15 protein-coding genes are annotated in these 13,521 nt (G+C 69.2%); 6 read left to right on the top strand and 9 right to left on the bottom strand.

What is annotated here, in order from left to right; translation table 11 throughout:
- Positions 1–18 precede the first annotated feature (18 nt).
- Positions 19–1,383: an ActS/PrrB/RegB family redox-sensitive histidine kinase gene (locus P7B02_RS07575; protein ID WP_277785714.1), complete on the top strand. Its 1,365-nt coding sequence runs from the start codon at positions 19–21 to the stop codon at positions 1,381–1,383.
- Between the two features lie 73 nt (positions 1,384–1,456).
- Entirely contained in the window at positions 1,457–2,014 is a 558-nt protein-coding gene (locus P7B02_RS07570) for an ActR/PrrA/RegA family redox response regulator transcription factor (protein WP_277785713.1), read from the top strand.
- Between the two features lie 4 nt (positions 2,015–2,018).
- On the opposite strand, the gene P7B02_RS07565 is transcribed toward P7B02_RS07570, so the two are convergent.
- Complete coding sequence (locus P7B02_RS07565) at positions 2,019–2,900, bottom strand: oxygenase MpaB family protein (RefSeq protein ID WP_277785712.1); 882 nt, start codon at positions 2,898–2,900, stop codon at positions 2,019–2,021.
- Positions 2,901–2,998: 98 nt separating this feature from the next.
- On the opposite strand from P7B02_RS07565, the gene P7B02_RS07560 reads away from it, so the two are divergent.
- Together P7B02_RS07560 and P7B02_RS07555 are read left to right on the top strand one after the other, a co-directional pair.
- Positions 2,999–3,340: a hypothetical protein gene (locus tag P7B02_RS07560; protein WP_277785711.1), complete on the top strand. Its 342-nt coding sequence runs from the start codon at positions 2,999–3,001 to the stop codon at positions 3,338–3,340.
- A 92-nt stretch (positions 3,341–3,432) separates the two neighbouring features.
- Positions 3,433–4,272, top strand: coding sequence for a hypothetical protein (locus P7B02_RS07555; protein WP_277785710.1), 840 nt, complete (start codon positions 3,433–3,435; stop codon positions 4,270–4,272).
- 7 nt (positions 4,273–4,279) lie between these two features.
- On the opposite strand, the gene mmcB is transcribed toward P7B02_RS07555, so the two are convergent.
- From mmcB to P7B02_RS07535, 4 genes are all read right to left on the bottom strand, one after another.
- Positions 4,280–4,735, bottom strand: coding sequence for a DNA repair putative endonuclease MmcB (gene mmcB / locus P7B02_RS07550; protein ID WP_277785709.1), 456 nt, complete (start codon positions 4,733–4,735; stop codon positions 4,280–4,282).
- A 55-nt stretch (positions 4,736–4,790) separates the two neighbouring features.
- Complete coding sequence (locus tag P7B02_RS07545) at positions 4,791–5,342, bottom strand: lipocalin family protein (RefSeq protein ID WP_277785708.1); 552 nt, start codon at positions 5,340–5,342, stop codon at positions 4,791–4,793.
- A gap of 5 nt (positions 5,343–5,347) precedes the next feature.
- Positions 5,348–5,872, bottom strand: a complete 525-nt coding sequence (locus tag P7B02_RS07540; RefSeq protein ID WP_277785707.1) for a lipocalin family protein — start codon at positions 5,870–5,872, stop codon at positions 5,348–5,350.
- A gap of 206 nt (positions 5,873–6,078) precedes the next feature.
- The gene (locus P7B02_RS07535) at positions 6,079–7,206 is read right to left on the bottom strand and encodes a ferritin-like domain-containing protein (protein WP_277785706.1); all 1,128 of its coding nucleotides are present in this window, start codon (positions 7,204–7,206) and stop codon (positions 6,079–6,081) included.
- Between the two features lie 139 nt (positions 7,207–7,345).
- On the opposite strand from P7B02_RS07535, the gene P7B02_RS07530 reads away from it, so the two are divergent.
- Positions 7,346–8,044 carry an NAD-dependent deacylase gene (locus P7B02_RS07530; RefSeq protein ID WP_431355795.1) on the top strand — a complete coding sequence of 233 codons (699 nt, stop codon included), beginning with the start codon at positions 7,346–7,348 and terminating at the stop codon, positions 8,042–8,044.
- Positions 8,045–8,152: 108 nt separating this feature from the next.
- Here the strand turns inward: P7B02_RS07530 and P7B02_RS07525 are convergent, their stop codons facing one another.
- Complete coding sequence (locus tag P7B02_RS07525) at positions 8,153–8,557, bottom strand: metallopeptidase family protein (protein ID WP_277785704.1); 405 nt, start codon at positions 8,555–8,557, stop codon at positions 8,153–8,155.
- Between the two features lie 93 nt (positions 8,558–8,650).
- Here P7B02_RS07525 and divL point away from each other — a divergent pair, with 93 nt between their 5' ends.
- Entirely contained in the window at positions 8,651–10,981 is a 2,331-nt protein-coding gene (divL, locus tag P7B02_RS07520; RefSeq protein ID WP_277785703.1) for a cell cycle protein kinase DivL, read from the top strand.
- Positions 10,982–11,090: 109 nt separating this feature from the next.
- Here divL and P7B02_RS07515 read toward each other — a convergent pair whose 3' ends face one another.
- The 3 genes from P7B02_RS07515 to P7B02_RS07505 form a co-directional block, all read right to left on the bottom strand.
- The gene (locus tag P7B02_RS07515; RefSeq protein WP_277785702.1) at positions 11,091–11,411 is read right to left on the bottom strand and encodes a 2Fe-2S iron-sulfur cluster-binding protein; all 321 of its coding nucleotides are present in this window, start codon (positions 11,409–11,411) and stop codon (positions 11,091–11,093) included.
- Between the two features lie 27 nt (positions 11,412–11,438).
- Positions 11,439–12,662 carry an NAD(P)/FAD-dependent oxidoreductase gene (locus P7B02_RS07510; protein ID WP_277785701.1) on the bottom strand — a complete coding sequence of 408 codons (1,224 nt, stop codon included), beginning with the start codon at positions 12,660–12,662 and terminating at the stop codon, positions 11,439–11,441.
- 69 nt (positions 12,663–12,731) lie between these two features.
- A complete protein-coding gene (locus tag P7B02_RS07505; protein ID WP_277785700.1) occupies positions 12,732–13,514 on the bottom strand; it encodes a succinate dehydrogenase iron-sulfur subunit in 783 nt (260 codons plus the stop codon).
- Positions 13,515–13,521: the final 7 nt, after the last annotated feature.

The following is a 13,521-nucleotide window of genomic DNA, read 5'->3' as shown; positions in this document are numbered from 1 at the left end:
CCCACGACAGATGACGCCATGGCGCGAGGCCTCGATAGGCCGGGCGCCGATCCCGCGCAAGCCGATCGCGGCCAGGCGCCCCGGGTCCTGCGCAACGGTCTGCGCGCCCGCACCCTGATCGCCCTGCGCTGGCTGGCGGTGGTGGGCCAGACCATCGTGCTGCTGGTGGCCGGTCTGGTTCTGGACTTCGACGTCCCCTACGCCCTGTGCTTTGCGCTCATCGCCCTGGCGGCCTGGCTGAACGTCCTGCTGATGATCGCCGCCGGCGGCCAGCGTCAGGTGCGTGACATCGAGGCGACCGCCCAGCTGGCCTTCGACATCCTGCAGATGACGGCCATGCTGTTCCTCACCGGCGGCGGGGCCAATCCCTTCGCTCTGCTGCTCGCCGCGCCCGCCACCCTGGCGGCGGCGACCCTGCCGGCGCGCCATGCTCTCAGCCTGGCGGGGCTGGCCGTGGCCATGACCATCGCCCTGGCCTTCAGCCCGTTCCCCGTCCCCTGGGGGCCGGAGATGGCGTCGCAGGAGCCGACCCGCCTGTTCATCCTGGTGGTCACCGCCGCCCGGGTGCTCGGCATCATCTTCACCGCCGGCTACGCTTGGTATGCGGCGGCTGAAAACGTCCGCATGCAACTGGCTCTCGACGTGACCCAGCGGGTGCTGGCGCGCGAGCAGCGCCTGTCGGCCCTGGGCGCCTTGGCCGCGGCCGCGGCGCATGAGCTCGGCACCCCGCTGGCCACCATCACCGTCGTCGCGCGGGAGATGGCGCGCGGGACGACTGATCCGGTGACCCGCGAGGATGCCGAACTGATGATCGCCCAGGCCCAGCGCTGCCGCGAGATCCTGCAGCGCCTGGGCGAGACCCCCGAGACCGGCGACGCGGTGCACGAGCGCATGAGCCTGCTTCAGTTCGTGCAGGAGACCATCGACCCGCACCTGTCCGTGGGCGGCGTGCGGGTGGAGGCGGTGGTCACCGGCGGCCCCGGCGCCGCCCCCGACATCTGGCGCATGCCCGAAGTGGTTCACGCCATGACCTCCATCGTCGAGAACGCCGTGGACTTCGCCAAGTCGGAGGTTCTGGTCACCGCCCGCTTCGACGAGCGCTCGGTGATGGTCGAGGTGCGCGACGACGGTCCGGGTTTCTCGCCGGAGATCCTGGCCAAGCTGGGCGAGCCCTACATCACCAGCCGCCCGGGGACCGAAGGCGGCCGCACGGGCCATGTGGGCATGGGTCTGGGCTTCTTCATCGCCAAGACTCTGCTGGAACGAACCGGCGCCGTGGTGGATTTCAGGAACGGCCGTCAGGTCGGCGCCGTCGTCGCGGCGCGCTGGCCAAGGGCGGTCGTCGAGGCGCCAAATCTCGCCGAAACCTTGCGTGGGACTTGATGCGAAACAGTTTACAACGACAAGATGCCGCATCCGAGCCGGCGCCGCGCCGGGCTGCGGGGGAGTTTTGTGAATGACCGACCTGACCAGCGCCGTTGAAGCCCTGCCGGACAAGAGCCTGCTGGTGGTTGATGACGACGCGCCGCTGCGCACCCGTCTGGGCCGGGCTCTGGAGCAGCGCGGGTTCGAGGTGGCCACCGCCGCGGGGGTTCAGGAAGCCGCCGCCGCCGTGCGGACCAAGGCTCCGGCCTTCGCCGTCCTCGACATGCGCTTGGAGGACGGCACCGGCCTTTCGGTGGTCGAGCAGATCCGCAACGCCCGCCCGGAATCGCGCATCGTCATGCTCACCGGCTATGGCAACATCGCCACCGCCGTAGCGGCGGTGAAAGCCGGGGCGGTCGACTACCTGCCCAAGCCCGCTGACGCCGACGACGTGGTCCGCGCCCTGCTGGCCCGCCCCGATGCGGCCCCGCCGCCGCCGGAAAACCCCATGAGCGCCGACCGCGTGCGGTGGGAGCATATCCAGCGGGTCTATGAGCTGTGCGGCCACAACGTGTCGGAGACGGCGCGCCGCCTGAACATGCACCGCCGCACCCTGCAGCGGATCCTGGCCAAGCGCGCCCCGCGCTAAACCCTCAGCGGTAGAGAAAGTCCGCCGGCCGACCCATGCGCACCGATGCCTGGGCGGGCGGCGCGGCGCTGATCGCGATGCGGTCCGCGATGCGGCCCAGGGTCCGTACGACCGCCGCCTCGCCCTTGCGCAGGCCGCGATTGTCCAGGCCCAGCAGCGCCTGCGTCCAGTCGGGCAGGGTGGAGACCGCCGCCCGCACCAGCATGGCCTGCATCCAGCCCAGGCCGAAGGGCGCGGCCTTGGTCCGGGCGATGATGTCCAGGAACTCCAGGACGATGGCGGAGGGCTCCAGCTTCGGCCGCATGGCCTGGAACTGCGCCTCCAGTTCGGCCTCGGAGGTCGGGGCGCCGACCGCGCCGTAAAGTCGGGCTGAGGGCGCCGCTTCCGCATAGAACTGGTCGCGCTCGTCCTGCGACAGGGGCCGCACGAAGCGGTGATAGGCCTGCATGAAGCCGTAGGACGCCGTGGCCTGCACCCAGTCCAGCAGCTCCGGATCATCGGCGCGATAGGCGGTCCCGTCGGGCGTCGTCCCGGCCACCCGCCCGTGCAGGCGGCCGACCCCGGCGATCATCGCCTCGGCCTTCGACCGCGCGCCATAGACCGTGACCATGGCGGCCAGGCCCGTGCGTTTCATGCGCGGCAGGGGATCGGTGCGGAAACTGGTGTGATCCCACACCCCCGACCGCACGCGCGGCTCGGCCAGCTCCAGCAGCACGGCGGTGATGCCGCCGATGAACAGGGAGACGGGGTTCTTGAACACCCGCCAGGACACGGAGTCCGGCGCGGCCAGGGCGGCTTCGCCCGCCGGCGTGGTGAAGTCGAACGGCGGAACGCCCTTCATCTGACGGGCCAGCAGCCGCGTGGGAAAGGCCGCTTGATGCGCCATGGTGATGTCTCCGGTCAGCGCCCCGCGCCTTTTCTGAAACTTGGCCGGGTTCCCAATGGTTGCGTCAGGGTCCCCAACGTCAGTCAAAGGCGCTTTTCATGCCGCACCAGAACACCCAATCCCCCCGCGCGACCGCCCAGAACGCCGCCACCGGCCAGACCCCCGGCAATGACAAGGGCGCGGAGCAGAACGCCGCCGTCAGGCACGAGCCGCGGACCTACGCCGCGCCCAATGTGGCCGACTCCACGCTCGCGGCGCCGGCGGCGGGCGAGATCGCGGACTTCATGGATGAGGACGGCGACTTCGCCGACGAGTCCGTGGCCCTGCAGCAGGGCGGCGCCCACGCCAACATCCCGGTCCGCACCGAAGCTCTGCGCGGCCAAGGCCCCAAGACCCGCGCCGCCAACCGCAAGATCGTCAAGTCCGGCTCGGCCGACTGATCGGCGAAACATCACCTAATCATCGGCGCGCGACACGGGCGGACGCGCGCCGCACGCCCTAAGCGATCCTAAGCAACAGACGAGGATCGCTCATGCGCCCAATGCTTCCCATCGCCGCCGCCGTGTTCGCCCTGGCGGCCACCTGGGCCGTCGCCGCGCCCCGGCTCGATTGCCCCACCCTGGAGGGCGCCCCGGCGCTCAAGGCCCGCGCCCCCGACTATGTCCTGTTCGGCGAGGCGCATGGGACCAAGGAGCTGCCGGCCCTGTTCGGGGATCTGGTCTGCGCCTATGCCGCTTCCGGCGCTGTCACCGTGGGGTTGGAGTTCCTGCCGGCGGAGCAGGCCGCGCTCGACGCCTATCTGGCCTCCGACGGCGGGGCGCAGGCGCGGGCCACACTGCTGGCCTCCGCGGGCTGGAGCGACAGGGGCGGTCGGGCCAGCGTCGCCATCCTTGACCTGATCGACCGCCTGCGTGAGTTCAAGGCGGCGGGGGCGGATCTGACCGTCGTCGCCTTCGACCATGCCGGCGACAACCCGGCAAGCACGTCGGACGCCCGCGAGAGCGGAATGGCCCGCCATCTGATGGCGGCCAAGGCGGCGCGTCCCGCCGCGCCGCTCCTCGCCCTCACCGGGATCGGCCATGCAGGCAAGAGCGCCTGGACCTCCTTCAATCCGCCGTTCCCGGCCATGTCGCAGCACCTGCCGGCCGACCGCACGGTGGCGACCACCTTCGTGCGCGGCGGGGGCGAGGTTTGGGCCTGCCGCTCCCCGTCACAAGGCGCGCCGCAGGAATGCCGCGTCTGGCCCTCCACCGCCCGTGAGGCGATCCCGGCGCGGGGAATCCGGCCCGACGCGTCGCGTGAAGGGTTCGATGCGGTGGTCTCGCCGGGCGCGCCCTATTCCGGCTCGCCGCCGGCCCGTGACGCCAAGTGATGAAGGCTCAGGCGTCCAGGGTCTCGGCCTGGACGCCGGCCGCGCGCAGGGCCGCCAGACGGCCGAAGGCGATGGTCAGGGCCTTGCGCCGCGCCCCGGCCAGGGGCGCCGCCACGGCCTCGCGCACCACGGCCCCGTCGAAGGCGTCGGCCACGATCAGGCCCGGCTCCTCCGGCAGGACGCCCTCGGGAAAATTCGGCGACACCGCGAAATAGAAGGCGTCGCAATAGGGGGCGTACTCCCCCCACTTGCGGTCGGTGCGGAAGTCCTCGATGCCCGACTTCACCTCGACGATGACGATCTCGCCCTTGCGGCCGAGGGCCATCAGGTCCGCCCGCCGCCCATTGGGCAACCGCACCTCGGCCAGCGGCGCATAGCCCAGCCCGATCAACAGCCGCGCCGCCCCCCGCGTCACCGACGCGGTGGTCTCCGGGCGCGAGATGATCGTGACGGCGACGTCCATGCCGCCATTTTGTTCTGGATATGTTCGAGGCGCAAGTGGCGCGGGCGTCGCATCCTCAAGCCGCAGGCTGGCGCACGATCTTCAGGCGCTTCACGTCGTAGCCCATGGCCTCAGCCCGCCCGATGAGGGCGTCGCGCTCCGCTTCGGTCAGGACCGCCTTACGCGACAGGAGCCACAGGAACTTGCCCGAGCCCTCGCCGACGATGGCCCAGCTGTAGTCCTCGGCCCGGTCGAGCACCCAGTAGTTCCCGAAGAAGAACGGGCCGAAGAAGGACACCTTCAGCTTGGCGCCGTCGGAGCCCTCGACCACCTTCGCCTTGCCCTCGCTGACGCGTTCCGCGCCGTCGGGACTGCCCTCGCGGCAGGTGTTCTTCACGCCGATCAGGCCGTCGGGGCGCTTGGAGTATTCGGCGGTCACCGCTTCGCAGCCGACCTCGAAGCTCTGGTCATAGCGGGCGATCTCGTACCAGACGCCCAGATACCGCCCCAGGGCCACGGGCTTGGCCGGTTGCGGCACGGCCTTGTTGCCGCTCGGCCCGCCGAAACAGGCGGCGGCGGTCAGGGCGAGGGCCGTGGTCACGGCCAGGGGCAGGGCGGCGCGACGCATGGGGATCAGCTCGGCGGTTGTTGGGGGAACTCGAGCCGCTCGACCGGATAGCCCAGGGCCTTCATGCGCCCGAGGGCGGCGGCGCGGGCAGGAGCGCTCATCACCGCCTGACGGGCGAGCAGCCAGATGTAGTTGCCGCCCGGGGTCGCCATCAGCGCCCAGGACTGGTCGTCGGCGCGGTCCAGAACCCAGTATTCCTGGCGATGCAGCCCGCCCAGAAAGCTCATGGAGAACTTGGCGTTGCGGCTGCCCTCAACCACCTTGCCCTTGGTGTTGAATACCTTGGCCTTGCCGCCGGCCGAGCCTCGGCGGCAGGTCTGGACGACGGTGAACGCGCCCGCGCCGGCCTGGGTGAAGACGGTGGTCGGCGCCTCGCAATCCTTCTGGCCGGCGTTGGGCAGACGCGCGATCTCGAACCACTTGCCGCTGTAGAAGCGCTCGGCCACGGGCTTGGCCGGCGGCGGGGCGGCCGCCCGGGCGGCGGAGACGAGGATCAGGCTCGCCGCGGCGGCGATGGACAACAGGCGCATCAGCGTTCCCAAGGGTTCGACCCCGGCGAACGCAAAACGCCCCGCCGGGGTTCCGGCGGGGCGTCTTATACCTTCTCCTCCCCCGTGCAACGGGGGCTCAGCTTTTCAGCCGCTCATCCCGGCGAAGGCCGGGCTCCAGATTCATCCAGAGCCTGGGCAGGACTTCACCCGGGCCCCGGCCTTGCCGGGGAGAGCGGGTTCTTTGGTTACTCCGCGGCGATGCTGACCGCGCCCACCGGGCGGTCCTTGAAGTTGATCGCCTGCAGATAGCGGATGCCATCCTCGGCGATGTCGTCGCCGACCATGCGGTCGCCCTCGGCCTTCAGTTCGTCGATGTCGACGTACATGGCGTAGAAGGCGCGGGTGCGGTCGGTGATGATGCCGGCGTTGAGCAGGGTCTTCACCAGCACCCGGAAGATGTTGGTCTGCTCCTTCATGTTCTCCCGACGCAGGTCGTCGGTCATGATCTTCCCGTACTCCTCGATCACCTTGTCCGGATCCAGGCCGAATTCGGCGTAGAGATCCATCTGCTGGTGCGGCGAGACGAGGTTGAACAGCAGGGTCTGGAAGCAGTGCGCCGCCCAGTCCTCGATGATGTTGTGCTCCTCGGGGCTCAGCTTGGGCACGGTGCGGTCGGCCCAGATCTTCCCGAACTTGTGGTGGAAGGCCTCGTCGGTCATCACCAGCTGCAGCAGCTTCTTTCCCAGCGGATCGTGGATCTGGTTGAAGAAGGTGGCGAAGGCGCCCATGGCCAGGCCCTCCACCAGCATCTGCATGCCGATGATTTTCTTATAGACCTCCGGCGCGCCGATGATCTCCACCAGCAGGGTCTTCAGCGCCGGGCCGCATTCCACCGGACGGCCCCAGCGGGCCTTGATGTACTTGGCGAAGGCGGTGACGTGGCGGGCTTCCTCGCGCGTCTGGTTGGCGGCGTACTCCTGCGCGCCCTGGTCCTTCAGCACGTGGCACAGGCTGGCCGACAGGTTCAGCGCGCCCTGCTCGCCGTGCAGGATCGACGAGAAGCTGCGCAGCACCGACTGGTTGATGAAGCGGATGCGCTGCTTGGGATCGGACAGGTGGTTCGAGACGTAATCGGTCGACAGGGCGATCACGAGTTCCTCGGGCACCAGGGCCTGGTTCTCCATGTCGAACGGCTCGTCGAAATCGATATAGGCCTTATCCAGCGGGTCCCAGAAGTGGTCGTGGGTCGCGGAGATGATCTTGTCGAACGCGGTGGAGCGGTTGTTGTACCGGTCGAGTTCGAGCATCGACTCGAAGTCGTCCGGCGCCACCGCGTCATACATGGCGTCCTTAGTGATGTTCTTGTCTGTCACGGCGCGCTCCTTTTGGCCCTAAAGGCGGGTCCGCTTGCTTGGAACCTCTGGCCATAAAACCATCGGTCCAAAAATATCGACGGTCAAATGAAAATGACGGCGGCGTCACGTTTGTAATTTGAGCGAAGGAGTCAAAAACTTGCGCATCTTTCTGCTGACGGGAGCCGGCGTGTCGGCGGAAAGCGGCCTGGGCACCTTTCGCGACAAGGGCGGGCTGTGGACCCGCTTCGACCTTAACGAGGTGGCTACGCCCCGGGGTTACGCCCGTGACCCGGCCAAGGTCCTGGCCTTTTATTCCATGCGCCGGGAGAACCACGGCGACGCTGAACCCAACGCCGCCCATTTCGCCGTCGCCCGGCTGGAGCGGGAGCTGGCCGAGCGGGGCGGCAAGCTGTTCCTGTGCACTCAGAACGTGGACGAACTGCACGAACGCGGCGGGGCGACGGCCGTCCACCACATGCACGGTCAGGTGTTCCGCAGCCGCTGCGGCCATTGCGGCGTCATCTTCGACGACCGCGCCGCCCTGACCCTGGATCGGTCATGTCCCCATTGCGGTCGGGCGGGAAAGCTGCGCCCCGACGTGGTGTGGTTCGGTGAGACACCCCTGGGCCTCGACCTGATCGACGACGAGCTGTCGGAGGCCGACCTCTTCGTGTCGCTCGGCACCTCCGGCTCGGTCTATCCGGCGGCGGGGCTGGTCTCCCGGGCTCGGGAGTGGGGCATCCGCACCTGCGAGCTCAATCTGGAGCCTTCCCAGAACGCCTTCGCCTTCGACGACCGCCGCTACGGCCCGGCGACGGAGATCGTGCCGGCCTGGGTGGATGAGGTGCTGAGGTAGCGGTGCTCTCGAGACGGCTACGAGCTCCAAAGCATGACGCGCTTTGTTGCTGCTGAATTCGTCATCGTGAGGAGGCCGAAGGCCGTCTCGAAGGACGCAAGAGGGGCCCTAACCCTCGTCCTCGATCCGATGGATGTCGCCGTCCGACAGGCCGTAGTGGTGGCCGATCTCGTGGACCAGGACGTGGCTGATAAGTTCGCCCAGCTCCAGGTCGCCCCGGTCCGCCCACTCGTCCAGGATCGGCCGGCGATAGAGGAAGATCATCGCCGCCTCGGGCGCCGGCCCCAGGAACGAGCGGCGACCGATGTCGACCCCGCGATAGAGGCCGGTCAGCTCGAACGGGTCCTGGATCTCCATCTCGTCCAGGGTCGCCTCGTCGGCGAAGTCCTCGATGCGGAACAGCACGTCGCCCGCAAGCTTGCGCACCTCCGAAGGCAGCGCCTCGAAAGCCGCCTGGGCGAGGCGGGCGAAGTCGTCGAGCCCCGGGGCTCGGGCCTTGGTCCAATCGGTCATGCTCTGCAGATAGACCCTTCTTGACCGTTCGCCAGCGGCGCGGATGCGGCTTAAGATTAATTTCCTGATTCGCCGCTCGCCCGTGGACCGCCCTTGGCTCCTCTCAGCCCGTCAGACCTGATACTCGCCGCCACGGCCGGCGCGGTGAGCTTGGCGGTGTGCGCGACGCTCTGGTCCGTAGCCCAGCGCCGCCGTCACGAGGAGCAGATGGTCGCCCTCAAGCGCCAGCTGCGCGACGCCCAGACCCTGACCTCCGCCGCCCAGGCCTCGGCCGAGGCCTTCGACAGCGCCCTGATCGCCATCGACGACGGCGAGGCCATGCTGGCCTCCGGCATCGACAGCCTGATCGCCTGCGCCGCCGTGTTCGGCATCGACCGGCCCGAAGCCCAGGCCGTGGTCAACGCCGTGATGCGGGCCGAGCCCGACCACGCCAAGCGCCTGCGCGCCCTGTTCGACCGGGGCGAGCCCTGCGCCTTCGAAGCCCGCGGCCCCAAGGGCGCCGTGTCGGTGGAAGGCCGCGCCGCCGGGGCCATCGCCTGGCTGCGCCTCACCGCCCTGGACGAGGACGAGGGCCTGCCCACCGCCGCCCGCTTCGCCGCCTTCCTCGACGCCCGGCGCGATCCCGCCTGGATCGCCGGCGGCGACGGGGCCCTCCAGTGGGCCAACGCCGCCTGGCTGCGGGCCGTGGGCGCCGCCAGCTTCGCCGACGCCGTAGCCCGCCAGCTGTCCTTCGACCGCCCCGCCGAAGCCCTGGCCAGCGAGGCGGCCAATCTGGGCAAGAAGCGCGAGGCCGTCCGCCACGTGCCGATCGAGGGCCGCCGCCGGGCCTTCAAATTCATCGCCGACCCGCTGGAAGGCGGCGGGGCCGGGGTGTGGAGCATCGACGTCAGCGAGCTGGAGGACACCCGCGAGGCGTTCCGCAAGCACGTCGAGGCCCACGACGAGACCCTGAACCACATCGGCGACGCGGTGGCGATCTTCAGCCAACAGCGCCGCCTGTCCTTCCACAACACCGCCTTCGCCGAGCTGTGGGGGCTGGAGCCGGCCTGGCTGGCCGACCGCCCGACCCACAGCGAAATCCTCGACCGCCTGCGCCAGCGCCGCCGCCTGCCGGAGACCGTGGACTACGCCAAGTGGAAGGCCAGCGAACTGGCCCACTACGAGGACATCCGCCCCCAGGCCGACGACCTGTGGACCCTGCCCGACGGCCGCACCCTGAAGGTTGTCCGCCAGCCGCACCCCCTGGGCGGGATGCTCGTGCTCTATTCAGACATCACCGGCGAGCTGCGCCTGAAGGCCCAGTACAACGCCCTGATCCAGGTGCAGCAGGCCACCCTCGACAAGCTTACCGACGCCGTTTCGGTGTTCGGCTCCGACGGCCGCCTGCGCCTGCACAACGACGCCTTCGCCCGCTTCTGGAACGTCAACGGCGCCGATCTCGAAGCGGCCGGCGATTTCGAGCGGGTGGTGGAGCTGTGCCAGCACCGCATCCACGACCTGCAGTTCTGGCGCGAGTTGAAGGGCCGCGTGGCTGATCCCGATCCGCAGGCCCGCGCCCCGATCAGCGGTGAGATCAAGGACAGCGACAGCCGCATCATCGCCTACCAGTCACGGCCCCTGCCGGACGGCGCGACCCTGATCGCCTTCTCGGACATCACCGACACCCGCCAGCTGGAGCAGGCCCTCAACGACCGCTCCATGGCCCTGGCCGAGGCCACCCGCCTGAAGCGCGACTTCGTGGGCAACGTCTCCTACGAACTGCGCACGCCGCTCACCACGATCATCGGCTATTCCGAGCTGCTGGAGCACATGGGCGAGTCCATGCCCGAGCGGGCCCGCGCCCACCTGTCCTCGGTCCGCACCGCCGCCTCGCAGCTGGCGCGCTCCATCGACGACGTGCTCGACATGGCCCAGATCGACGCCGACGAGATGGCCCTCGATGTGCAGGACATCCGCGTCTACGACCTGCTGGCCGACGCCGAGGCGCGCTGGATCGAGCGGGCCCAGGGCGGCAAGATCACCCTGGACCTGTCTTGCGATCCGGCTGTCGGCCTGATCCGCGGCGACGCCAAGCGTCTGGGCCAGGTGCTGGACCATCTGATGGAGAACGCCCTGCTGCAGACCCCGCAGGGCGGCAAGGTCACCCTGTCGGCGACCCGCGCGGTGGGCGAGATGCGCCTGCAGGTGGCGGACACCGGGCGCGGCATTCCGTTCCACGTCCAGGCCCACATCTTCGACCGTTTCGTGGACCGCGACCGCGGCGGCCCGGGCTTGGGCCTGGCCCTCGTCAAGGCGCTGGTCGAACTGCACGGCGGCTGGGTGGCGTTGGAGAGCGAGCCGGGCGCCGGCGCGGTCTTCACCTGCCATCTGCCCGAAGCCGTCCTGTCCGGCGCCGCCCAGCCGGAGCTGGCGTTCAAGAACTGACGTTGCGTGTTTCGAGACGCGCTACGCGCCCGCAGCACGACGAGGTGGGTCGCTTCTGAATTCGTCCCCGTGAGGAGGCCGAAGGCCGCCTCGAAGGATGCACAAAGCCTCAGTGCTGGCTTTCCGGCATGCTCACGACCAAGCCGTCCAGGGCGTCGGTCACCTTGATCTGGCAGGACAGGCGGCTGTTGGGCTCCACGTTCTCGGCGAAGTCGAGCATGGACTCCTCCATGGCCGAGGCCGTGCCGGTCTTGTCGCGCCATTCCTCTTTCACATAGACGTGGCAGGTGGCGCAGGCGCAGGCGCCGCCGCAGTCGGCGTCGATCCCGGGGATGTTGTTCTTCACAGCCCCTTCCATCACCGTCAGGCCGGGCTTCACGTCGACCACGTGTTCGGTCCCGTCGTGTTCGATGTAGGTGATCTTCGCCATGCGTTCCTCGATGTGGATCGGGCCAGTCTAGGCCGCGACCTCCTTCATTGAAATTGCGGTGTCGGCCAGCTTCTCCAGCGACACGGGCGTGCGCCTGGAGATCAGCATCTTGCCGGCCATGAATTCGGGCGGGGCGTTCACCGCCTCCACCGCCTGGACCAGATCGCCCTTCAGGTGGAAGACGGCGAAGCTGGCGGTGTCCGGATCGCCGCGCACCACGATGCGGTCGGCGTCGAAGGGCAAGCCGGCGATCTGCAGTTTCAGGTCGAACTGATCCGACCAGAACCACGGCACCTCCGGCGTCGGGCCGGCGCGGCCGGCGATGGCGCTGGCGGCCTGCTTGGCCTGCTCCAGGGCGTTGGGCACGCTCTCCAGGCGGAACTGGCGGCCGTAAAGCGGCAGCGGCCGATGCGCGACGTCGCCGATGGCGAAGATGTGCGGATCCGAAGTGCGGGCCTCCAGGTCCACCACCACGCCCCCGGCGCAGTCGAGGCCGCAATCCTTGGCCAGCTCGTCATTGGGATGGGCGCCCACGCCCACCAGCACCGCGTCGCAGGCCAGGGTGCGGCCGTCGGCCAGCTTCACGCCCGTGACCCTGCCGTCCTCGCCCACAAAGGCCTCGACCCCGGCGTTCAGCTCGAAGCCCACGCCGCGTTCGCCGTGATAGCGCTGGAAGAAATCGGACAGTTCGGTGCAGGCCACGCGGGCCAGCACGCGGCGCTCGCGCTCGATGACCACGGCCTCGGCGCCCAGGGCGCGGGCGGACGCCGCCGCCTCCAGCCCCACATAGCCGCCGCCGATGATGGCCAGGCGCTTGCCGGGGCCAAGGACGCGTTTCAGATGCTCCGCGTCCGCCGCCGTTCGCAGGGCCAGGACATTGGCCAGGTCCGCGCCCTCGATGGGCAGCATGCGCGCCCGGGCGCCGGTGGCCAGGATCAGGAAGTCGTAGGGAACGGCCTCGCCGCTGGCGAGGGTCACGGTCTTGGCGCCGCGGTTGATCTCGGTGACCACGCCGCCCAGGCGCAGGGCCACCTCGGCCTCCGCGTACCAGCTGTCGGGCTTCAGGGCCAAGCTGTCGGCGTCCGCCTCGCCCTTCAGCCAGGCCTTGGACAGGGGCGGGCGCTGATAGGGCAGCAGCGGCTCCTCGCCCACGAGATAGATGGGCCCGTCAAAGCCGTACTGACGCAGAAAAGCCGCCGCTGAGCCGCCGGCATGGCCGGCTCCCACGATCACGACGCGCGGTTTGCTCACTCGACGTTCCTCCCGTCGGCCAAAAATGACGGGGCCGTCACTTATTGGCAAGTGGGATCGGCGGGTGGATCAGACCACCCGCTCCACCATCATCTTCTTGATCTCTGCGATGGCCTTGGCCGGGTTCAGGCCCTTGGGGCAGACCTGGGCGCAGTTCATGATCGTGTGACAGCGATAGAGCTTGAACGGATCCTCGAGCGCGTCGAGGCGGTCGCCCGTGGACTCGTCGCGGCTGTCGATCAGCCAGCGGTAGGCGTGCAGCAGGGCGGCCGGGCCCAGGTACTTCTCGCCGTTCCACCAGTAGCTCGGGCACGAGGTCGAGCAGCAGGCGCACAGGATGCACTCGTACAGGCCGTCCAGCTTCTCGCGATCTTCCGGAGCTTGGCGCCATTCCTTTTCAGGGGTCGGCGTCTCGGTGTGCAGCCACGGTTCGATCGAGGCGTACTGCGCGTAGAACAGGGTCAGGTCGGGGATCAGGTCCTTGACCACCGGCAGGTGCGGCAGCGGGCTGATCTGGACGGCCTTGCCCGGAACCTCTTCCCAGCCGTGGGTGCAGGCCAGGGTGTTGCGCCCGCCGATGTTCATCGAGCAGGAGCCGCAGACGCCCTCGCGGCACGACCGGCGGAAGGCCAGGGTCGGGTCGACGTTGTTCTTGATGTAGAGCAGGGCGTCCAGGACCATCGGCCCGCACGCGTCCACATCGATGTCGTACGTGTCCCAGCGCGGGTTTCCGCCCAGCTCCGGGTCGTAGCGGTAGATCTTGAAGGACTTGACCTTCTTGGCTCCCGCCGGCGCAGGCCAGTGCTTGCCGGCCTGGACGCGGGAATTCTTAGGCAGCGCGAGTTCGACCATCTTCTAC

Source organism: Caulobacter segnis (assembly GCF_029543125.1).
GTDB lineage: Bacteria > Pseudomonadota > Alphaproteobacteria > Caulobacterales > Caulobacteraceae > Caulobacter > Caulobacter segnis_D.
Note: the sequence above shows the minus strand (reverse complement) of the source record. Positions and strands in the feature narration are given on the sequence as shown.

Coding starts and splice junctions, on each gene's coding strand:
- P7B02_RS07575 (WP_277785714.1), top strand. CDS start 19: ATGGCGCGAGGCCTCGATAGGCCGGGCGCCGATCCCGCGCAAGCCGAT.
- P7B02_RS07570 (WP_277785713.1), top strand. CDS start 1,457: ATGACCGACCTGACCAGCGCCGTTGAAGCCCTGCCGGACAAGAGCCTG.
- P7B02_RS07565 (WP_277785712.1), bottom strand. CDS start 2,900: ATGGCGCATCAAGCGGCCTTTCCCACGCGGCTGCTGGCCCGTCAGATG.
- P7B02_RS07560 (WP_277785711.1), top strand. CDS start 2,999: ATGCCGCACCAGAACACCCAATCCCCCCGCGCGACCGCCCAGAACGCC.
- P7B02_RS07555 (WP_277785710.1), top strand. CDS start 3,433: ATGCGCCCAATGCTTCCCATCGCCGCCGCCGTGTTCGCCCTGGCGGCC.
- mmcB (WP_277785709.1), bottom strand. CDS start 4,735: ATGGACGTCGCCGTCACGATCATCTCGCGCCCGGAGACCACCGCGTCG.
- P7B02_RS07545 (WP_277785708.1), bottom strand. CDS start 5,342: ATGCGTCGCGCCGCCCTGCCCCTGGCCGTGACCACGGCCCTCGCCCTG.
- P7B02_RS07540 (WP_277785707.1), bottom strand. CDS start 5,872: ATGCGCCTGTTGTCCATCGCCGCCGCGGCGAGCCTGATCCTCGTCTCC.
- P7B02_RS07525 (WP_277785704.1), bottom strand. CDS start 8,557: ATGACCGATTGGACCAAGGCCCGAGCCCCGGGGCTCGACGACTTCGCC.
- P7B02_RS07515 (WP_277785702.1), bottom strand. CDS start 11,411: ATGGCGAAGATCACCTACATCGAACACGACGGGACCGAACACGTGGTC.
- P7B02_RS07505 (WP_277785700.1), bottom strand. CDS start 13,514: ATGGTCGAACTCGCGCTGCCTAAGAATTCCCGCGTCCAGGCCGGCAAG.